This window comes from Sphingobacterium sp. BN32 (assembly GCF_030503615.1).
GTDB lineage: Bacteria > Bacteroidota > Bacteroidia > Sphingobacteriales > Sphingobacteriaceae > Sphingobacterium.
Genome location: NZ_CP129963.1, coordinates 3,410,279 through 3,431,983, shown reverse-complemented (window position 1 = coordinate 3,431,983; position 21,705 = coordinate 3,410,279). Strand labels below are relative to the sequence as shown.

Here is a 21,705-nt window from a genome sequence, read left to right as displayed (position 1 = left end):
AACATCAAAGCCTAATTTAATGTGTGTATGAAGATTTCGCTATTAATCTCTACCTATAATTGGCCGGATGCATTGGAGTTATGCCTCTCAAGCGTGCTTCTACAGGATATCATGCCCGACGAAATTCTTATTGCGGACGATGGTTCAACTGATGAGACGAGGGTTTTAATAAATAAATACAAGGAAAAGTTTTCTATTCCTTTAATACATATCTGGCATGAAGATCAAGGCTTTGAGTTAGCCAAGATTAGAAATAAAGCAATTGCCAGAGCGACGGGAGATTACATTATTCAAATTGATGGGGATCTGATATTGCATAAAGCATTTATCAGAGATCATCGCCGCTTCGCAAAGAAGGGTACATTTGTGCGAGCCAGCCGCATATATATCGATAGCAATCTTTCGAAAGAACTGTTATTGAGCAAACGTGTTGAGATTAGCCCTTTTGAAAAAGGTATTTCCAATACGTTTAGTGCTGTAAGGATTACCTTCTTACAACCTTTTTTTGCTGAACACTACAAGCAGAAAGGGGATGAACGTTGGGAAATCCATGGATGTAATATGGCCTATTGGAGAGCGGATGCCATTTCTGTCAACGGCTATAATGAGGATTTCAAAGGATGGGGTCCTGAAGACAAAGAGTTTGTTGCGAGATTATTGAACAAAGGCTTGCGCCGTCGTTTTCTTAAGTTCGGTGCCATTGTGTTTCATATCTGGCATAAAATAAATACGAAAGAAAACTTGAAGAACAACTTATGTTTGTTTGAGCATGCCAAGCGAACAAAATTGGAATATTGCGAAAGAGGGATTAGTCAATATTTAACGGATTCAACCTATGAGAATGAAAGCTGATCTTTTAATAACGACATATAACCGACCGAGTGCACTCGAAGTTGTTTTCTTGTCTTTACTTAGACAGACCGTCATGCCACAGCAAATTATCGTTGCGGATGATGGTTCTGGGCTGGAGACAGCAAAACTGATTGAAAAATATCAGTCGATTTTTAAGGTTAAGCTAATCCATGCTTGGCAGGAGGATTTAGGCTTCCGAGCGGCTGAATCTAGGAATAACGGCTTGTCTTATGTGAAAAGCCCTTATGTGATTATGGTGGATGGGGATATGGTGCTGGGCAAGAACTTTGTGGAGGATCATCTTCATTTTGCTCAAAAAGGGAGCTTTTTGCAAGGAGGGCGGGTCATGCTTACAAAAAGCAAGACCGATGAGTTGCTTAAAGTCATCAATGCTAAATTGACGTTCAGATATTTAGAGAAAGGTGTTGAAGAGCGTTTGGAAAAGAAGATTTCTGCTTTCAGATCGTTATTTCTTGCGAGGTTGACACAAAGAGAGCTGACGAACAAAAGGAAAGTACGTTCGTGTAATATGTCATTCTTCATGGAGGATGTTATCCGTGTGAATGGGTTTAATAACGATTTTGTCGGATGGGGGCGAGAGGATAGCGAGTTTGTCGAACGCTTATTACATTCGGGGATAAAGGGGAGATTGATGAAATTTACGCTGCTGGCATACCATCTTTACCACAAAGAGGAGTCGAGAGCATCACTTCCCGCAAATGATCAATTATTGGAACATACAATCAAGACGAAGCTGATTCGTTGTGAAAATGGACTTTCGAAATTCTCAAAAAAGCTTTAGATAGCAGTCCATTAGATCTTTCGCAATTACCTTATCGGTGAATTTTTCTACAAAGTCTTTTCCTTTGGCAATCATTTCTTTTCGGAGTGCCTCGTCATGGAGCACTTTATTTATTGCATTAGAAATATCATCAGTATCTTCTGGATTGACATACAAACTTCCTGGGCCGCCTGCCTCAGGAAAAACACCCGAGTTGGAGGTGATTACAGGTACACCGGAAAAAAGGGCTTCGATGATTGGGATACCAAAGCCTTCAAACTTTGATGGATAAATAAATAGGGTAGCAAGCGAGTAAATGATTGCGAGTTCTTCCATATTCACAGATGACAGGAAATACACGCGATTTTTCATTTGAGATTGTTCAAGAAACCCTTTAATCTTCTCAGCGTAGGCCGTCTCTCTCCCGACGATGATTAATGGGATGTCGATATCCTTGATTGCTTTCACGATTTGCAATGCATTTTTTCGTTCCTCAATAGTACCTACATTCAATAAAAAACGATCCGGAAGATTAAACTTGCTCTTCACTGCTGCTTTCTGACTCGCTGTATATTCTTTTTTAAATGCAGGGTGACATCCTTGGTAAATAACCTGAATCTTATCTTCAGGAATTTGAAAGAAGTGAATGATATCTTTTTTCGTTTGCTGGCTGATTGCGATTATGCAATCGGCGTTATTGACCGCATATTTGGTTTTTTTATAGTATATGAATCGATCTATGGGCTTATAAAGCTCGGGATAACGAAGGAAAATAAGATCATGCACAGTAACCAACGACTTTATTTTAGATTTCGGTAATCCCTGAGGTATCTCACCTGAAAGTCCGTGAAAAATGGAAACCTGGTTGTTTATGAGATCTTTATTGATTCTTTTGGATCGCCAAAGATTTGGGACTAGACGATCTATTGCTGTGGACGGAAGGACGGTCTTAACATTTGCTGGAACATTAGTTAAAAACTTGCTGGTTTTGGGTGTATAAAGAAAGTAATTGTTGTCGGGATAATAGCTGGAGAGCATACGGACTAGATCCCGGCTATAGTTGCCCAATCCAGTACGGTTTAAAAAATAGCGTTTGGCATCAAACCCAATGTTTAACATGTTTAGACTGTTATGATCGATTTAAAAATACGTTCAAATTTACGTATAATCAAATCCCAATTGTAGTTTCGATCTACGTAATCCATACCTTTTTTAGCGATGTCGTTAGGTTGCGACGTTATTTCAATTACTTCGTCTAGAATGTGTTTTAATTCATGGTAGTTGCCATAACAGCGTACTGCGCCATTCGATCTGTTTTGGTGTTCTACCATGACCTCAGACTGCTTACTGGCAATAACTATTTTCCCCAATGATAAAGCTTCCAGAGTAACCAACGAAAGACTCTCTGCCGCCGAAGGATTAACAACAGCGATACTTGACTGCATTAAAGTTATTTTTTCGGCTTCATCAACATAGCCAATATATTTTATATAAGGGCTTTCAATCATTGGTATCAGCACTTCACCTGCCAATACCAAACATATCTCTAATTGATTTTCTTCACGGTATTGAAGGAAATCCTGAATGAAATTATTGATTTTCACCGCAGTAATCCGTCCGCAGTAAAGGAAGTACGGTTGTTGGATTTGGTACTTCGAGAGTGTGATTTCTTCGGGAGTTGCATCAGCAATTTCAATTCCGACCCCAACCACACTATTTGGCGCCATTTTATCCCGGAAGATCTCTTGACACATATGAAATTCCGCCTCGGAGTTAAAGGCGATATATTTAACTTTATTGAAAACAATGCTGTTAATACTGCGGAAAAGCATCCCTTCCATATGCGCTGTTGGAACGAGAATAGTTTTTTCAGGTACGATTAAACTTCCCAGAACAGTCAATGGGTTTTCATAAGTAAAGAAGATGAAGACGTCGTAATTTGCTTTGTTTGATTCTATGAAGGAGAGTAGCTCTGGAGCGTAGAACTCATGTCGTTTTAATAGCGCTATTTCTTCTTTTAGCTTAAAGCGCCATATTGGGAATTGCTTGAAGAGTAGAGAAGAAAGACCCATTCGATAAATCATGCGTCTGATTTTACGTGCAGACTTACTTTCGCGAGCAGCCTTTTTAAAACTATTCAGATCGTAGTCTTGTGTTGGAAATCGAATGACATTGACCCCATTAAGAATAGAAGTGCCGGTTTTGAAGTTGCTGCTTTCATCGTTTGAGCTATTTTTATTAGTCGTCAGTACCGTGACTTCATGTTCCTGTACTAATCGCTCTGCAAGCATTCTGCAGTGGTATTCAGCACCACCATTGACTTCTTTTCCGTACCGGATAGTAACTAATGCAATTCTCGCCATATTATGCTAAAACTTCTTTTACTTCAGAAGGTTGTTTTTAATAGGATGTTTTTTACTTTGCTGATTACCATTTCAGCCGTGAGCAAATCGATTGCTTCAGTTCCATCGCAAATACAAGGTTTATTTCCGTAGACGGAACTTGGGCGATTTGGATGTTCGACCTGTATACAATCTTCGATTGATTGCCCGTATCCGATGAAGCCTGCAAAGGGATGAGTAGCACCCCAGATAGATAGACTTCTAATGCCTACCAGAGAAGCCATGTGCATTCCCGAGCTATCCATGCTCAGCATCAGATCGAGGTTAGCGATTATATCCAGCTCTTCTCGTAAACTAAATTTTCCAATCGTATTAAAGACATGTGGGTGTTTTTTTGCCCATGTATCCACGATTTCTTTTTCTTTACTTCCGCCTCCGAAAACCAGTATTTGAATGTTATCTGCTGCTAATCCGGCGATGACCCCTTCCATTCGATCCAATGCAAATACTTTATAGGGATGCTGCGCAAATGGAGCAATGCCTAAGTACTTCTTTTCTCCGACGAATAGCGTTTGTATGTCTTTCGGCAGACTTGCCGGACTTCGTTGAAGTTGATTGCTCAGTTGAAACGCATATCCCAGCGACCGGAATACATCTGCATAACGCTCTGTTGTTAGCTTTAATTGCTTTTTGATCTTATTTATCGGTCGGGTTAATGCTTTTTTTTCTTTTCTACCTTTGTCTATCGTCCTGACTTTGTATCCAGACATGCGGAAGAACGTACTCAAAATATTCGAACGTATGTTGTCGTGTAAATCAGCCAGCTCTGTCGGTCGATAGGCACGAAGTTCCTTAAAAAGCTTATAAAGCCCGACCAATCCTTGGTGTTGCTTTTCGGGATATATGGGATGAAATGATACTCTTGGAATACCTTGGAAAAAGGGGGCAAAGAATGCTCTAGAAACCATGATGATTTCAACCTCCGTATGTTGTTCTTGAAATTCACGGAGCACAGAAGCAACCATGGCTACATCTCCCATTGCAGAAAAACGAGTAACGAGGATGCGCTTCATAAGAGATTTTATTTTTTAACGCCGTAAAGTACCGGATTTAAGTTCGGATCATTGTACATCTTCATCTGCTTATACACTTTCATGTATTTATTGCCAGATTCAATGTCTGATAATAACTCGTCTATACTTTTAGAAAGGTCTTTTCTTTGTTCTAACAGAATATCAAGCTTCGCTTGGCAAGATTCAAGATGAGCATGCGAAACATCCTCTCGCTTCGTCTCTTGATCCATATGGTATATTTTGAGCGCCAGGATAGACAATCTATCGATAGCCCAGGCTGGACTCTCTGTGTTCACGCGAGCAGTAGCATGCGGAACAACGCCTTCAAATTGCTTTAGATAATAGCCATCAATGTACTCCACCATATCCGTACGTTCTTGATTCTGACGATCAATTCTGCGCTTCCAGTATAACCCTTCGCGCGGATCTATATCTGGATTTCGAACGACGTCTTCCATATGCCACTGTGCTGTGTCGATCCAGCATTTTAAATATAATAAATGTTCCAAGCTTGAAGAATCATAAGGATTCTCTACAGGATGATCGATAGCGTCGTGGACATGATAGTCTGCAATTACTTGATCAAAAATACGGTTGGCTAATTCGCTAATCATACACAAAACTACGTAATAAAAACATGTTTTAACATTTCATTTACTTAAAATGAACAAAAGATGTTTATTTCGTAAATTCTTTCATCTTTCCATTGAATTAGCAACAGCTTTGGAAGTTCCGGAAGAGATTTGAAATCAGATAATTCACAATAAAAGAGCTGAATCTCTTGAAATTACCTTACTTATTGTTGAAAGAAATTTATAATTATCGTAGGGAAGATTCCGAATACCAGCAATAAGATCGACAATATAATTGCGATTGCATAAGTGGGGCTTATTGTTGGTTTAATCTGCGACTCATTTTCAGCTCTATGCTTTAAGAATGCAAACAGCGGTATCTTGAAATAATAGAATAATGAAATGACCGATGTCAATGCTCCTACGATTAATAACCATAGATGCGTTGATTCTTGATTCTGTTGGAAGATTTCAAAAATAGATGAAAACACAAGTAACTTCCCGATAAAACCCGCCGTAGGAGGTAGCCCGATCAATGAGATTCCGACGATGCTAAATAACGTAAAGATGATAGGCATGCGTTTTCCCATTCCTGTATAATCCACGAATTCACTGGCGCCATATTTCTGCTCCAGTATATCAATGAAACCGAAAGCGGCTAGGTTCATTAGGGTATAAACAAATAGATAAAACAGAAGGGTATCCTGATGCCCGCCCATATACCCGACAACAGCCATTAAAAGGAATCCGGTATGTCCGATGGATGAGTAAGCCATCATTCGTTTCACGTTCTGCTGGCGCAATGCAATTAGATTTCCAGCTAACATGCTCACGATAGCGACGATAGATAAGAACAGCACGAAGATATCGGAGAAGTAAAATAGCGTCGTTCCATAAGATGCTGCTAATCTTGCAAAGAGTACAATAGCGGCAATCTTTGGAACAGTGGAAAGGAAAGCGGTAATGGGAGTTGGAGCACCATCATAAACATCCGGTGTCCAAAGATGAAATGGAACAAAACTTAATTTAAAACCTATCCCAGTCAACATAAAAAGAATGGCAATGCTGCTCATCACCTTGGGCGAGTCTATTAGACCCTGAATATGTCGTCCATCCGCAAAATCGAGTACCCCCGTAAAGCCGTAGATCAACGATAAACCATATAACATAATTGCAGCACAAGCAGATCCAAATAACGCATATTTCATGGCGGCTTCCGTTTGCTTCTTATCCTCCGTAAAATAGCCCACGAGGATGTAAGAGGAGATGGAAACCATTTCTATAGCGATAAAAGCTAACAACCAATTGCTGGTCATCACTAAGATCAGTAAGCCAATGGACGATCCTATCAAAATACTATACAAATCACCTTTGCGCTTTTTGGTCTCTCGCTTATCAAAGTGCTGACGTATCATAATCGCTGTTACAAGCAGCCCGATAAGAATCAGCGTTTTGGAAAGTAAGGCCATTGTATCAATCCGTATCATGTCAAAGAACGCCGTGCCTAGGTTCTCATATTGGAGGAAATTGCATATCAATGCTGCTATCAGGCTTAGCATAGCGATGCTAAACGAGCTGTCTTTCCATTTCCGATCGAAAAATAAACTGCTAAAGACACATAGTAGAAACCCAATAGCCAGGATAAGCTCTGTTTTGAAGTATCCTACAGATGCCAGTATCGAGTCAATAAAGTGGGTTATATGTGGAGTGAAATCATTCATTATCCGAGCCTAGAAATAATTAGAAACGATGTTCAACAAACTAATCACCGAGCTGTTCAATGGATCGAATACCAATGAAGGCATAACGCCTAAGAGCAGTGCTAAAGCCAATGCAGGGAATAGGATCAACTGCTCTCTGATCGTTAAATCTTTAAGAGATACCGCCCATTCTTCGCCACCTTTCAATCTCGTTTCACCAAAGAACATGCGTTGTAAAGTCCAAAGGAAATAGGCCGCCGATAATAGAATACCTAGCGAGCCGAAGATGGCCATCCATCGTGGGATGCCAGTACCGACACTCTCGGCGTTAAATGTTCCGATGATGACGAATGCTTCTCCAATGAAAGCGGAGAATCCGGGAAGACCTAAAGACGCAAAGAATGCGATTGCGACGTAGGCTGTGTACTTAGGCATGATCGTCGCCAGTCCTCGGAAGTTGTAGATAAAACGATCATGTACGCGGTCGTAAAGTACACCTACTAAGAAGAAAAGGGATGCCGATAAGAATCCATGGCTCAACATTTGGAACATCGCACCAGAGATACTCTCTGCTGTTAATGATGCTATTCCTAACAATACAAATCCCATATGAGAAACCGAAGAATAAGCAATCATTCGCTTTAAATCAGTTTGTGCAAGCGCATTAAATGCACCGTATAGAATAGAGATGATGCCGATCAATGCCAGCCACCAGTTGGCATCTGCAGCTGCATCGGGGAATATACCGATGCAGATACGAATGATACCATATCCACCAATCTTTAATAGGATACCTGCCAGAATAATAGACACTGGCGTAGGCGCTTCGACGTGCGCATCGGGTAACCAGGTATGCAAAGGAACAATCGGGATCTTAATAGCAAAGGCGACAAATAGGACGATAAACCCGATCATACGCGCCGGAATACCAAAGACCTCGTAGCTATTCGCTAGGTAGTCAAAGAATGATCCATTCATATAATTCTCAGGGTTCATCATGTGAAGGATATTGAACGTGTGTGCACCGGTATGTGGGTTGATTACAGAGAAATATAAACCGACAATAATCAATAACATGAACACCGAACCGAACAGCGTATATAGAAAGAACTTAATCGCTGCGTATTCCCTGCGAGCACCACCCCAGATACCAATTAAGAAGTACAGTGGCAACAACATCACTTCGTAGAATACGTAGAAAAGAAATAGGTCTAACGAACAGAAGATACCCATGACCGCCGTATTCAGCAGCATCAACAGTGCAAAATAGCCTTTCACACTTTTGCTGATGTTCCACGAGGCACCTACCGCCATCAGCATCACAAAAGCACTCAAAACAAGTAGAGGTAAAGAAAACCCATCGACCCCTAGAAAGTAGTCAATCTCCAGTTTCCCTATTGAACCCAAGTCCAGTCGAATCCAAGGCAATTGCTCGACGAATTGATAGCCTGAAAGCTGATTGAATCCCGCAATATTCGGATTATACTGACTATAGAGATAACCTGAAACCCCTAACTGAATAAAGGTAATCAGCAATGCGATATATTTATAGCTTTGATTGAAGCGGCTTGGTAGCACCAAGACAGCAGCCAAAGCTATGATCGGAAGGAAAATAAGTAAGGATAATAGTCCCATCTTATGTCAATATCAAATAAATTATTCCAATTAATAAAACCGTAAAAGCAAAACCTAAATAGTTCTGCAAACGACCATTCTGAACCCATCTCAACAAATGTCCAAAGTAATAAGTCGTACCGCCAAGTGTATTGATAAAACCATCAACGATATACTTATCGACCCAAGCAGCAACGCGACTAATTGCCTTTGCCAGCGTCCCAAGCTGATTCACTATTCCGTCTATGATGTTGCGATCGAACCAATATAGACCTTTGCTCAAATTCACCGTTCCAGCAACAAAGGTTCTTGCATAAAACTGATTCAAATAACCCTGATTTAAAGAGAAAGCAATTCCTTTGGATGCTCCATTCAATGGATATGCTCCCTTCACATACCATCGCCAAGCAATGATCCACATGAAACAGCTCGCTAATGTCAATCCGATGGGGATCAGAAGATGTAAACTATGTATCTCTTCAAAATTATAATCTACATAGAAGCCCTGAAATACATTGGCGTCATGGTAGGAAATAGGGTTGTACGAGAAAACGAAAAACAACGAACAGATTCCTAAGAATGCCATGGGTAATAACATCGTCCTGTTCGCATCATGTATGTTGCTATTAGAGACAGTAAGCTTAAACTCACCGAAAAATACTTTGAATATAAGTCGCCCGATATAGAATGCTGTCAGCACACTAACGATCGTCAGTAGAACGGGGATAAGAATAGAAGCACCACCCTTGCTAATTGCCCACTCGTAAGATGATATCAGGATCGCATCCTTAGAAAGGAAACCCGATGTCAATGGGAAACCTGCCAAAGCAAGCGATGCAATGGCCATCAATATAAAGGTCTTCGGCATTTGCTTCCTTAGCCCACCCATATTGTTGATGTCTTGCGGGTCAAAGTCTAGCTGATGCGCATGCTTCAAATGAGCCATCTCATGGATCACAGCACCTGCGCCAAGGAAAAGAAGACATTTGAAAAAGGCATGCGTTACTAAATGGAACATCGCTGCATCCCAAGCACCTACACCAATGGCGACCATCATGAATCCCAATTGCGAAATAGTCGAAAAGGCTAAGATCTTCTTAATATCAGTTTGCGCTAGGGCAAAGTATGCAGCGCTAGCTGCGGTCGTCACCCCGATAATGGCGATGATCAGCAGAACCGTTTCGTTGAACAGCGGGAATACACTGCTCAGTAAAAATACCCCCGCAGCAACCATCGTGGCTGCGTGTATTAAAGATGATACTGCAGTTGGGCCTTCCATCGCATCAGGCAGCCAAACATGCAAGGGGAACTGCGCTGACTTAGCCATAGCTCCAATAAAGAAGCCTATTCCTGCCAAGGTCAACAAGCCCGAGTTATCTGTAGCGACGCTGTCAAAGCGACCTTCTTTGCCAAATAGTTCAACAAGGTCAAGACTACCATAAACACTAAAAACTGTCGCTATGCCGATTAGGAAACCTAAATCCCCGATACGGTTCACTATAAATGCTTTCTTATTAGCCTGTACCGCGCTTTCTTTAGTAAACCAAAAGCCGATAAGTAAGTAAGACGCAAAACCAACGAGCTCCCAGAAGATGTACATCATGAAGAGATTCTTCGATATACATAAACCCAACATCGCGAAACAGAACAAGCTTAAATACATCCAATAACGATGTATGCCCGGGTCGTCTTTCATATACGCCCGAGAATAAATATGAACTGGAAGAGCAATCACGCAGACAAGAAGCTGCATCAACACCGTCAGGTTATTCAGTAATACCCCCACGGTAAATGTGTTGACTCCGATTGTGAACCAAGGTTGTGTAGCACTGCGGGGCATGGATTGCCATACTTCCGCAAATAAAAAGACCAAGCTGATGATTGTACTTAAGCAAATGGCAATTAAAGAGATATTGCCTGAGGTAGATCTCTTGCCTACTATCGCCTGAATCAAGAATGCGATAAAGGGCAAAGCAACCACTACAATAGCGGCAAAAACAGGCGATATAAGTTCTACGGCTACCATTAATCTCTCAAGTCAGTAATATTATCCGGGTTAATCGTTTTATACTTTCTATAGACGTTCAATATGATGGCCAATCCTACGGCTACCGCTGCAGCAGCCAATACGATAGCGAAGAGCGCAAATACTTGCCCTCCATAGTTCAGTTTATCGTATCGCCCGAACGCCACAAAGTTTAAGATCGCCGCATTGATGATAAGCTCGATGCCAATCAATACCATAATTGCGTTTCGTTTAGCCACGATAGCATACAGACCAATACAGAAAAGCATGGCTGAAACAACTAGAAAGTGGGTTAATGTAATCAAACCTTGTCCTCCTTTCTGGATAAGTGCGCTGCACCAATTAGAGCAACCAATAAGAAGATGGATATCACTTCAAAGGGAAGTAAATACTTCGTCATAAAATGCACGCCCAGGTGCTGTATATTGTTATCCGAGGATTGGATAATCTCGTCAGAACGGATGTTTTCTGTTATCCACCTCGGTGTATGTTCATGCCATTCCCATATGCCATAGGCGAGTACTGCAAAGAATCCCAGGGCTAAAAGCAGGGATTGCCAGTTAGGCAGGGATAGAAATTTGCTGCTGGTATTCTGTAAGTCGGCAAGCAATTCCTTATTGGAAAGCATAAAAGCAAAAATCATAAGAATCAATACGCCGCCAACATAAACTAATATTTGCGTTATGGCAACGAAATCTGCTAATGCGAATAAGAAGAGTCCCGCCATCGCAAATAAGACCACGAAAAATAGAAAGAGGGCTCGTGCGGTATTTTTTAAGCTAACTACCAATAAGGAAGAACCTACAGCCAAAATGGCGAATGCATAGAAGATGACCAATTCCATTATTTTGTCTTGGCCGCCTCCTTATCAGCTTGAAACTTTGTCCATTCCGCTTTCCTATCCACAATTTCTTGTTCGCTCATCTCAGCGAAACCATATATTAAATCGGTTAATTTCGACGTGCTTTTATCGTATTGGTTGGTCATGGTGATACACTCCGTAGGACAAACCACTGTACATAAACCACAATACATACACTTTGCCATGTCGATATCAAACTGCGCTGCATATAATCGCTTCACACTTCCATCAGAAGTTTTACCGATTGCTTCAGTCGCTTTAATCGCTTCTATCGTAATACAATCTACAGGACAAGCTTTGGCGCATAGGTCACAAACGATGCAATCGTCTATTTCCACATCCAATTGATAACGTGCGACCTCCGGTATAGGCATCTTTTCCTTCGGAAACTGAACGGTCGTCACGCCTGCTTGTTGATCAAAGTAATTCGGATCCTTGATATCTTTGCTTTTACGAGCAGTACGCGCAGCAAAAAGATGCTTAATGGTAAGCGTAAGCCCCTTTACAGCCGATAATAATCCTTGTATGGTCGTCTTTAATATCACGTTACAGCATTACCATTATTCTCCAAATTCCAGAAATTGCCATACATGCGAAAGCAACAGGAATCAGGATTTTCCAACATAAAGTCATTAATTGATCCGCCCGGAAGCGTGGTAGAGTCCATCGAATCCATATCTGGACAGCAACAATAGTCAATGACTTGATTAATGTCCAAAATATGCCCCAGTAAAGTCCCGTTGTCCAATCTGCCAAGCGTATCGCTCCGATATTCGGCAGTGGCGTGTTCCAGCCACCTAAAAAGATAACAACACCGAGCATCGCGACGAGGAACATCATCGCATATTCCGCAAGAAAAATAAATGCAAATCGAATACCTCCATATTCTGTGTGGAAACCGCCGATCAACTCACTCTCTGCTTCCGGTATATCAAAAGGCGCTCGATTACATTCTGCCAGCGTGGCAATAAAGAAAACAACGTAGCTTACGATTAGGTGCGGAGCCTGGAATATATGCCAGCTTAGAATACCGCCAATATCATTTACTTTCCAAAATCCTAGAAAATAAATATCCTGCGTAGCCAAGATTCCCTGGCTTAGTGCAATTTCATTTAAGTTTAGGGTCTGCGTAATCATGACAGCCGCAATCAAAGAAAGGCCGACTGGCAATTCATAAGAGATCATCTGCGAGATCGCACGAATGGAACCCAACAAAGAATATTTGTTATTAGAGCCCCAGCCAGCCATCAAAATTCCAATGGCATCAATGGACACTACGGCCATAATAAAGAAGAGACCAGTATGTACATTGGCGGGCATAAAATCCGGAGCCCAAGGCACCACGCTAAAACCAATAAATACAGCAACGAATATAACGACAGGAGCTAAAGCAAATAAAACTTTATCCGCAGCAGCTGGCGTAATCAATTCTTTTTGCAAAAGTTTAAGGATATCAGCGAAGGTCTGCAGCAACCCAAACTTGCCGGTTTCCATAGGGCCTAATCTATCTTGTACAAAACCCGCAATCTTACGCTCCGCATAAACTGCAAAGAGCGTAAATAGCGCAATAAATAAAAATATGGCTACAGGTACGAGAATATAGATAAATAAGGAGTCCAAACTTCTTTTTAGAATAGTTCTTGATTAGCTACAAACATACGTAAATCGTGACAAAAACCCCATAGTAAATAAAAAATATACCAACTTAGTAGATTATTTATTGGCCTGCTATTTGCCTTTATCAAGACAGTCAGTTTTAATAAAAGAATACCATTATTTATTCAAAATTACAGACATTATGTAGCAAAAAGGTTAAACCTTTCGTCTGTTTTATGGTATTAATAGAAGAATTAAATAATATAAAGTATATGAAACAATCTATTTTAAGCATGCTTGCAGTATTTACGATTTTATTCGCTAGTTGTGGCGGCGCTAAGAATGTAGCGGGAAATGATGCAAACATTTCAAAATTAACAGGTCATAAATGGCAACTTATTGAAATTGAAGGAAAGGAGATTTCTACCGTAACGAAGCGCACATTGCATTTATCGTTAATTCCTTCCGAAAGCCGTTATGCGGTAACAGGCGGATGTAATACCTTGAATGGCGCTTATTCTTTCACAAAGAAAGCTGGAGGCATTAAGTTTAGCCAAGGAATTTCAACCATGATGGCATGTGACGACATGGAAATCGATCGCAAAGTGATATCGGCAGTTACCCAAACTACGAATTACGCAATTGAAGGCGAAAACCTAGTGTTGTACAAAGGAAGCACAGCTTTAGCTAAGTTTAAAGCAGTAGCAGCAGATAGCGAACTTGCAGGAACATGGGAGTTAGATTATATCCAAGGCGGAAATACAGCTTTCAACGAGCTATTCCCACAAGGAAAGCCAACAATCAACTTTGATCTTAACGCGAAGAAAGTAAACGGAAAAGGTGCATGTAATAACTACAATGCAACGGTAGAAATCAACGGTAGAAATATCAAAATTGGCCCTGTTGCCTCAACACGCATGGCATGTCCAGGAAACGGAGAAGGTCTGTACTTCGAAACTCTACAAAAAGTAAATGCAATAAGCGTTAATGGTGATACCATGACCTTGATAATTGGGGATGTTGCAGTAATGAGATTTAAAAAGAAATAAGGATTCTTTTTAAATCTTAGATATTAGATATAAGATATAAGATTTTAGACATTTGTCTGTCCCTGAATAGTGTTGACCGTTTTTACAATTTATCAACTTGATCAAATATAGTTATTAGTGGTTTAGGAGACAATATCTCCCTAAACCACTTTTCTTCGAAACTCTCTGGCGACATCCTATGTAATGAGTTGTGCAGTCTTCGTTTATTGTACTGTTTGACAGCTCTATTGACCATTTTTTTTAAGCTTTCGAACGTCTTGGGCTTCCAATAATCCAGATACTCATTCTTGATGGTTCCATTGATCCGCTCAGCGTATGCATTGTCCTGGGCACTCTTGCCCATGCTCACCCTGCAATTATTCTCTTTCAACAGCTGCAGATAAGCTGTCGCATGATATTGGGCACCTCGGTCTGAATGATGATATTGGGGTGCCCCGTTATTCTTAAGGGCCATTCGTAGTGCCTTAAGATTAGCTGTTGACTGCATATGATTGGATACTTGATATCCAACGATCTTTTTGGTGTAAACGTCGATAATGAACACTCCATAGTAGAACCTATCGCCCACGTAGAAGTAGGTGATGTCCGATTGCCAAACCTGATTGGGAGTCCCTACAACCAAGCCATTGATCAGATTAGGGTAGGCTGTGGAAAGCCCGCGAGTCGTCCTGCGATAGTTCTTCTTGACCTTCAATCGATATCCTAAAGACATCATGGTCTCTATGAAACGATCTCTCCCCACAAAATCCGGACGGAGCATATAATACAGTTTTTCCACCCCACAACCGGGATGTTCCTTACGCACTTTATCCGCTTTTTCGATCAGCTCAGCGAATTGAACCTGATAACGGGAATGGCGAACAGCGCGCTGATGCACCGCCTGTTTGCTCATACCAACGGTTCTATAAAGCTGATTGAGGGAATAATCTATTTTTCCTGCGTGTTCCCGGAACCATCCGATGGTGGGGTGTTGAAATTTTTTCTGATATCGACCTTAAGATCCTCTCCAGCGATGTCGATCATCTTCTCCAAGAAATCGATCTTGATCTGCTTCTGGCCGATCATCCGCTCCAGTTCACGGATACGCTGTTCCATGGCTTTTACTTTGTGGGTGCTACTTGATTTCATCTCCATTATACGTTGTCCTTTCTCATTAAAGTTAGAAAATTTATAGATCCAATTATAGATCGTGGGATTACTTATTCCATAAAGCCGCTCTAACTGTAGAACACTCAACTTCCCACTCTCAAATAGGGAAACTATTTCCCGCTTAAAATCATCAGAATAAACCCGTGATTTCCTGATTAACCGCAAATTTGTTTGCATTTAGTACCTCCATTTTGTGGTCAACCTATTTCAGGGATGGACAATTAGAGCATTTTCAGGATGTTTTGTCTTTGAACCAAGAAAGGAAGGATTTAAGGATTGGCAGGATCCTGTTCATCCTTGCATCTTTCCTTTCCAAGTTAAGACAATGCTCTAATGTCTAATATCTGTCGTCTAAAATCTAACTACTAACTACTAACTACTAACTACTAACTACTAATTACTATTCTCCTCCACCCAAAGTCCATCGGACTTAATTATCTCAATTAACTCATCCAATGCGCGAGCGGAACTAACATTTCTTTTCACGACCTCTTTGCTTCGATATAGCGTTATTTTATCAGGACCAGCTCCAACATAACCGTAATCGGCGTCTGCCATCTCACCAGGTCCATTTACGATACAGCCCATAATGGCGATCTTCAAACCTTTTAAGTGGTTCGTACGACTTCTCACCATCTGGGTGGTTTCTTGTAGGTCGAAGAGTGTTCGGCCGCAGCTAGGGCAGGAGATATACTCTGTTTTCGATATTCTGGAGCGTGTTGCTTGCAGAATTCCGAAAGATACCGAGCTAAGTTTGTCGGTAGGAGTTGCCTCGCTATCGATCCAGATACCCGAGCCTAATCCATCAATTAACAAAGCTCCTAAATCCGTAGCGGCATACAGCTGGATCTTAGAAATCGGTTCTTCAGGACTCATCACGTCGCCCATTGGACCAGAAAATTCTTCCTTCGGATAGCTACGTTTGATGATAACGGGATTATCTAATCCGATTTCCTGTAGGTTTGCAAAGAATTGACGCTGATCCGCCATTCCATGCAGGTGATCCGTTTCTAAGACAAAAACAACGGTCTCGTCTAAAGGCAGCTTTGAGAAATCATCGCCCGCCAAATCATCATTCGAGATATGCACAAGGTTCAGTACCGGGTCTTTTTGCTCCGCGGCAACAAATTCCTGTAATCTATAAACCGGATGTATATTGGTCTTATTTGCCAAATTAACCCAGGTTCCATAATTGTATAACTGTTTTAAGTTTCCAGGCATCGTAAAGGAAGGCAAGCCGTCTGCGAGATATACGAAATCTACAGATTGATCCCCCATATGATACTTATCTAAAACAGCATCGTACTTATAACCCACATCAGTCAAGATAAATGGGTCTTTTAAATTCTTCTTTGAGATATCGACCACCACACGTGGTACTAAGGAGCCACCGATAAAAGCATTTACTTCTTTGCTCTCATAAGCTTTGGTCTCGATTTGGTTATTGAGTCTTAATACTTCACGTTGTGGAACTGCTTGAATCTGTTTCTCGCGCTTTGCATAGCGATTTACCAATGCAATAGCCACTGGTGCTTCTTTTTCCGGTTCTTCTGTTAATGATACACGCACTGTATCGCCAAGACCATCTTCCAACAGCGTTCCGATACCTACCGCCGACTTAATGCGGCCATCCTCGCCATCGCCGGCTTCTGTAACACCTAAGTGCAACGGATAGTTCATATCCTCCGCAACCATCTTCTCCACCAATAAACGATAAGCCTGCACCATCACTTGCGGATTCGAGGATTTCATCGAAACAACTAAGTTATAATAGTTCAAATCCTCACAGATGCGAATGAATTCTAAGGCCGACTCCACCATGCCCTCCGGTGTATCACCGTAGCGACTCATGATACGATCGGACAGCGAACCATGGTTCGTTCCAATTCGCATAGCCGTACCATACTCTTTACAGATCTTTACCAAGGGTGCAAACTTCTTATAGATACGTTCAAGCTCCGCCTGATACGCAAGATCCGTATAGTCGATTTGGTCAAACTTCTTTTTATCGGCATAGTTGCCGGGATTTACGCGCACTTTTTCGACGATGCGTGCGGCAACCTCCGCAGCATTTGGCGTAAAGTGTATATCCGCAACAAGCGGGACATCGTAGCCCCGCTTGCGCAATTCATTCTTAATATTCGCTAAATTCTCCGCTTCCTTGATGCTCGGTGCAGTGATTCGTACATATTCACATCCCGCGTCGACCATTTTAATCGTTTGTTCAACGGATCCAATTGTATCCATCGTATCCACAGTGGTCATACTTTGTATACGGATCGGGTGATGTGCACCCATAGGGATATTGCCTATTTGTACCTCTCGGGTTAGGAATCTGCTATAGGTAGTTTTGGAGTTGCAATAGCCGCCTCCTAAGTGTGCTGATGTAATACTGTCCATGCTAATGCAAAGTTAGCTATTTTCCCTTTAATAGCGCACCACCGTTAGGGAATTTGCAGCACCAGAGATAACGATGTGATAACGGTTCGCTGCTTGATCATATCCGGTAGATTTTCGAACATCGCCATCTTTATGATCAATATCCTCGAGTTTGTTATTCGAGATGATGCTATCGTATTCCACCATGCAAGGAACGCCTTTCGGAATTTGCAGATGTACCTGCGATGCCGCCGTGTTGATCTCCAATTCAGTCGTCCCCAAAGTAGGTTTAGGCAGCGACAAGCTCATTTTGCTTGCTCCCGAGTTCAATTCTAATCTTTTGATTTTTAGTTTTTTGAAATCTCCTTCTACCGCTGCTGCACCAATATTGAACTCAAAGTTCCAAATAGGCGCCTCGTTCAAACTCAAATCGACTAAGTTATTGCTCTTTCCATTTCCTTTGATACTCGAATTAAGTTCCAAATTCGTCTTTGTAGTACCGGATTTATCTAAATTCAGCTTCATGTTGCTGGCATTTGTCGAACCGCTGAATAAGTTGGAGGAATCTGCTATAGTGCTAAATCTATATTTTGCTGCACCACCGTTTATCGTCAGTTTCGCTTCCTGAACCTCCGAATTAAAGTCTGCACGCACTGTCTTGCTGTAACTTCTGTCCTTATCATCCGTATTCTCAATAACCACACTGTTTCCGATCATCGACTCGAAATTTGTACCAGCGTTTTTGTCTGGATAGATACCCTTAAAGAATACAAAAACACAGAGCAGAATATTGATACCTGCGGTGATATAAGTGCTATAAGGTCTGTTTTGTAACAATAGGTTAAGACCTATGGAGACTAATAGGAGCGGCCAAAATTTGAGGACCTGTAAAAAATGGAAGTCGATGACATGGAAATTGTCTAATAAAAATATCAGTCCGATGAAGACTAACCATATACCTGTTGCTACTTTATTGTTCATTGTTAGTTTGCTTTGTTGTCCCAAAACTAGCACGATAATACAAATTAAATCACTTAAAATAGGTTATGCTAGGGATATTTTCGGTAAATCAATTAGATTTGTCGGTGAAAATAGTCGAGACTAATTTGTATATTGAGAAATTAGAAAACAAATTGTTCTTCGCTACGTTAAAAACAAGACTAAGAATCATAAAAACGTAATAAAACCAACATATGATATTTTACTATTTTGGTGAGTACCTGTTACTATTGAAAAAGGTTTTCCGAAAACCTGAAAAATGGAAAATATACATAAGGGAAATTCTTCATGAAATGACAGAGATAGGCGTTGGGTCTGTAGGGCTTATCGTGATTATCTCGACCTTTATCGGTGCTGTTATGACTATGCAGATTGCCTTTCAGTTGGTTTCTGATCTAATCCCTAGTTCCGTAATTGGGCAAATTAACCGTGACTCCAACATCCTCGAATTAGGACCAACTATCTCTGCACTGGTACTGATGGGAAAAGTGGGTAGTTCGATCTCTTCACAAATCGGATCCATGCGTGTAACCGAGCAAATTGATGCCCTGGAAATCATGGGTATCAATGCGGCAGGCTACCTGATCCTACCGAAAATCCTTGCCGGAGTAATCATGGTGCCTGTTTTAGTAACGGTAGCTATTGGTTGTGCATTGGTAGGTGGATTGTTGGGAGGTGTGCTCTCCGGAGCGGTCAGCGCCGATGATTATATCGAAGGTATACAAGGCGGATTCAATGGCTTTACCGTGGCTGTAGCGATGGTTAAAGCATTCGTTTTTGGCTTCATCATCACCTCGGTGCCTGCATACAAAGGATTCTTCGTAAGAGGGGGCGCCTTAGAAGTAGGTCAGGCCGGAACGCGCGCCGTCGTAATCGGATGTATAAGCATCCTGGCATGTGACTACATCATTACCGCATTAATGTTATAATACAATGATTGAAGTTAAGAATATTCATAAATCCTTCGGCGATAACCATGTTTTAACTGGTATTGATGCTGTATTCGAGCCTGGAAAAGTAAGTTTGATCATTGGTGGATCGGGATCCGGAAAAAGTACGCTCCTGAAATGTATTGTCGGTCTTCACGAACCGACAGAAGGCAAGGTGTTTTTTGATGGACAGGAGTTTACGAAGATGAATTTCGAAGAGAAAGTCCCTATCCGCAAGGAAATTGGGATGCTATTCCAAAACTCCGCCTTATTTGATTCCATGACGGTCGAACAGAATATTGTCTTTACTCTGGACATGTTCTCTGATATGAGCAAGGCGGAAAAGGTAGAACGAGCAAATTTTTGTCTAGAGCGGGTGAATCTTGCCGGAAAGAATGACCTTTACCCATCTGAGCTTTCGGGAGGTATGAAGAAAAGGGTCGGTATTGCCCGTGCAATCAGCATGAACCCGAAGTATTTATTCTGCGATGAGCCTAACTCCGGACTTGATCCTGCAACGTCCATCCTTATCGATGAATTGATTCAGGAACTAACAGACGAGTTCAAGTGTACCACGGTAGTCGTAACGCATGATATGAACTCGGTGATGGGAATTGGCGACTATATTCTATTCCTATTTAAAGGGCAGAAATACTGGGAAGGCTCGAATCAGGATATGTTGAAGTCTGATAACAAGGAACTCAATGACTTTGTATTCGCTAGTCCTTTAATGAAAGCCGCTAGAGATACCATCAAGCAATAATCGGGGTATCCCCAATCTTTGCGCTAATTTTCTATCTTTGCAGAAAAATATCACTTTGAATAATTCAACGCAAATACAACTACTTACTCCACAACATTGGAAAGACTATGAATTAATAGACTGTGGCGATTTTGAAAAACTAGAACGCTTCGGTGATTTGATTCTTATTCGTCCGGAACCTCAAGCGGTATGGCCGAAAAGCCTTTCCGAAGGGGAATGGAATAAGCGTTATCATATTAAATTTAAAGGTCGCTCGGCTACAAGCGGTGAGTGGTTAAAGAAGAACCCAAAGGCAGCAGACCGTTGGCATATCGAATATAAAAATTCCGATGTCGCTATCCGCTTCCGTCTGGGACTTACTTCTTTCAAGCATGTCGGCATATTCCCGGAGCAAGCTGTAAATTGGGATTATATTTCTAATTCCATCAAATCTTTCAAAACTCCAAAACCCAAAGTACTAAATCTATTTGCTTATACTGGCGGTGCATCTTTGATTGCGAAGGCAGCGGGTGCCGATACAACGCATGTTGACTCGATCAAACAAGTAGTAACATGGGCAAACGAGAATCAGGAACTGTCGGAATTACAGGACATTCGTTGGGTTGTCGAAGATGCGTTGAAGTTTGTGAAAAGAGAGCTGAAGCGTGGAAACACCTACAATGGTATTATCCTGGACCCTCCAGCTTATGGGCATGGTCCAAAAGGCGAAAAATGGAAGCTCGAAGATCATATCATGGAAATGATGCGCGATGTTGTACAGCTACTTGATCCAAACGAGCATTTCCTTATCCTGAATACCTATTCATTAGGTTTCTCGTCGGTAATTGTGGAGAACCTGATCAAAACAGCCTATCCTAAGGTTGAAAATCTTGAAATTGGAGAACTTTTTCTACAGGCGACTGCTGGCCCGAAACTGCCATTAGGAGTCTTTGGAAAGTTCAGAAAAATAGCAAAATAGAAAAGGCCATCAATCGATGGCCAATTCCTTTTTCATAGGTAATAAGTATCTTCTCCATCTA

Annotated in this window: 21 protein-coding genes; 6 read left to right on the top strand and 15 right to left on the bottom strand. The window is 41.4% G+C overall.

Annotated features, from left to right (window positions below; all coding sequences use genetic code 11):
* Positions 1-27 precede the first annotated feature (27 nt).
* Both QYC40_RS14520 and QYC40_RS14515 read left to right on the top strand, forming a co-directional pair.
* A complete protein-coding gene (locus tag QYC40_RS14520) occupies positions 28-852 on the top strand; it encodes a glycosyltransferase family 2 protein (RefSeq protein ID WP_301990837.1) in 825 nt (274 codons plus the stop codon).
* Positions 836-1,654 (top strand): glycosyltransferase family 2 protein, encoded by an 819-nt coding sequence (locus QYC40_RS14515; RefSeq protein ID WP_301990836.1) that lies wholly within the window; start codon positions 836-838, stop codon positions 1,652-1,654. The genes QYC40_RS14520 and QYC40_RS14515 overlap by 17 nt, the downstream gene beginning before the upstream one ends.
* Here the strand turns inward: QYC40_RS14515 and QYC40_RS14510 are convergent.
* The 11 genes from QYC40_RS14510 to nuoH form a co-directional block, all read right to left on the bottom strand.
* Entirely contained in the window at positions 1,640-2,752 is a 1,113-nt protein-coding gene (locus QYC40_RS14510; RefSeq protein WP_301990835.1) for a glycosyltransferase family 1 protein, read from the bottom strand. The two genes, QYC40_RS14515 and QYC40_RS14510, sit on opposite strands and share 15 nt — an antisense overlap.
* 2 nt (positions 2,753-2,754) lie before the next feature.
* Positions 2,755-3,996 (bottom strand): glycosyltransferase family 4 protein, encoded by a 1,242-nt coding sequence (locus QYC40_RS14505; RefSeq protein ID WP_301990834.1) that lies wholly within the window; start codon positions 3,994-3,996, stop codon positions 2,755-2,757.
* A gap of 23 nt (positions 3,997-4,019) precedes the next feature.
* Positions 4,020-5,048, bottom strand: a complete 1,029-nt coding sequence (locus QYC40_RS14500) for a glycosyltransferase family 9 protein (protein WP_301990833.1) — start codon at positions 5,046-5,048, stop codon at positions 4,020-4,022.
* A gap of 8 nt (positions 5,049-5,056) precedes the next feature.
* A complete protein-coding gene (locus QYC40_RS14495) occupies positions 5,057-5,662 on the bottom strand; it encodes a DUF4254 domain-containing protein (protein ID WP_301990832.1) in 606 nt (201 codons plus the stop codon).
* Between the two features lie 182 nt (positions 5,663-5,844).
* A complete protein-coding gene (locus QYC40_RS14490; RefSeq protein WP_301990831.1) occupies positions 5,845-7,341 on the bottom strand; it encodes an NADH-quinone oxidoreductase subunit N in 1,497 nt (498 codons plus the stop codon).
* A 9-nt stretch (positions 7,342-7,350) separates the two neighbouring features.
* Complete coding sequence (locus QYC40_RS14485) at positions 7,351-8,955, bottom strand: NuoM family protein (protein ID WP_301990830.1); 1,605 nt, start codon at positions 8,953-8,955, stop codon at positions 7,351-7,353.
* A 1-nt stretch (position 8,956) separates the two neighbouring features.
* The gene (locus QYC40_RS14480; RefSeq protein ID WP_301990829.1) at positions 8,957-10,960 is read right to left on the bottom strand and encodes an NADH-quinone oxidoreductase subunit L; all 2,004 of its coding nucleotides are present in this window, start codon (positions 10,958-10,960) and stop codon (positions 8,957-8,959) included.
* The gene (nuoK, locus tag QYC40_RS14475) at positions 10,960-11,265 is read right to left on the bottom strand and encodes an NADH-quinone oxidoreductase subunit NuoK (protein ID WP_301990828.1); all 306 of its coding nucleotides are present in this window, start codon (positions 11,263-11,265) and stop codon (positions 10,960-10,962) included. Before nuoK ends, QYC40_RS14480 begins: the two co-directional genes overlap by 1 nt.
* Positions 11,262-11,804 (bottom strand): NADH-quinone oxidoreductase subunit J, encoded by a 543-nt coding sequence (locus QYC40_RS14470; RefSeq protein WP_301990827.1) that lies wholly within the window; start codon positions 11,802-11,804, stop codon positions 11,262-11,264. The genes nuoK and QYC40_RS14470 overlap by 4 nt, the downstream gene beginning before the upstream one ends.
* Positions 11,804-12,367 carry an NADH-quinone oxidoreductase subunit I gene (locus QYC40_RS14465; protein ID WP_301990826.1) on the bottom strand — a complete coding sequence of 188 codons (564 nt, stop codon included), beginning with the start codon at positions 12,365-12,367 and terminating at the stop codon, positions 11,804-11,806. Before QYC40_RS14465 ends, QYC40_RS14470 begins: the two co-directional genes overlap by 1 nt.
* 1 nt (position 12,368) lies before the next feature.
* On the bottom strand, positions 12,369-13,442 hold the full coding sequence (gene nuoH / locus QYC40_RS14460; protein WP_301990825.1) for an NADH-quinone oxidoreductase subunit NuoH: 1,074 nt from the start codon (positions 13,440-13,442) through the stop codon (positions 12,369-12,371).
* 248 nt (positions 13,443-13,690) lie between these two features.
* Here nuoH and QYC40_RS14455 point away from each other — a divergent pair, with 248 nt between their 5' ends.
* Positions 13,691-14,467 (top strand): META domain-containing protein, encoded by a 777-nt coding sequence (locus tag QYC40_RS14455; RefSeq protein WP_301990824.1) that lies wholly within the window; start codon positions 13,691-13,693, stop codon positions 14,465-14,467.
* An 82-nt stretch (positions 14,468-14,549) separates the two neighbouring features.
* On the opposite strand, the gene QYC40_RS14450 is transcribed toward QYC40_RS14455, so the two are convergent.
* From QYC40_RS14450 to QYC40_RS14435, 4 genes are all read right to left on the bottom strand, one after another.
* Complete coding sequence (locus QYC40_RS14450) at positions 14,550-15,359, bottom strand: IS3 family transposase (protein WP_301990011.1); 810 nt, start codon at positions 15,357-15,359, stop codon at positions 14,550-14,552.
* A 35-nt stretch (positions 15,360-15,394) separates the two neighbouring features.
* A complete protein-coding gene (locus QYC40_RS14445; protein WP_301990012.1) occupies positions 15,395-15,793 on the bottom strand; it encodes a transposase in 399 nt (132 codons plus the stop codon).
* A gap of 216 nt (positions 15,794-16,009) precedes the next feature.
* Positions 16,010-18,016, bottom strand: a complete 2,007-nt coding sequence (gene ispG / locus QYC40_RS14440) for a (E)-4-hydroxy-3-methylbut-2-enyl-diphosphate synthase (RefSeq protein WP_301990823.1) — start codon at positions 18,014-18,016, stop codon at positions 16,010-16,012.
* A 27-nt stretch (positions 18,017-18,043) separates the two neighbouring features.
* Positions 18,044-18,976 carry a DUF5668 domain-containing protein gene (locus QYC40_RS14435; RefSeq protein ID WP_301990822.1) on the bottom strand — a complete coding sequence of 311 codons (933 nt, stop codon included), beginning with the start codon at positions 18,974-18,976 and terminating at the stop codon, positions 18,044-18,046.
* A 212-nt stretch (positions 18,977-19,188) separates the two neighbouring features.
* On the opposite strand from QYC40_RS14435, the gene QYC40_RS14430 reads away from it, so the two are divergent.
* Genes QYC40_RS14430 through QYC40_RS14420 form a run of 3 tightly spaced genes read left to right on the top strand, consistent with a single transcriptional unit; the run spans position 19,189 to position 21,644 of the window.
* Positions 19,189-19,923 carry an ABC transporter permease gene (locus tag QYC40_RS14430; protein WP_301990821.1) on the top strand — a complete coding sequence of 245 codons (735 nt, stop codon included), beginning with the start codon at positions 19,189-19,191 and terminating at the stop codon, positions 19,921-19,923.
* A 4-nt stretch (positions 19,924-19,927) separates the two neighbouring features.
* On the top strand, positions 19,928-20,686 hold the full coding sequence (locus QYC40_RS14425) for an ABC transporter ATP-binding protein (protein WP_301990820.1): 759 nt from the start codon (positions 19,928-19,930) through the stop codon (positions 20,684-20,686).
* Between the two features lie 55 nt (positions 20,687-20,741).
* Entirely contained in the window at positions 20,742-21,644 is a 903-nt protein-coding gene (locus tag QYC40_RS14420) for a class I SAM-dependent methyltransferase (RefSeq protein ID WP_301990819.1), read from the top strand.
* The last annotated feature ends 61 nt before the right edge of the window (positions 21,645-21,705 follow it).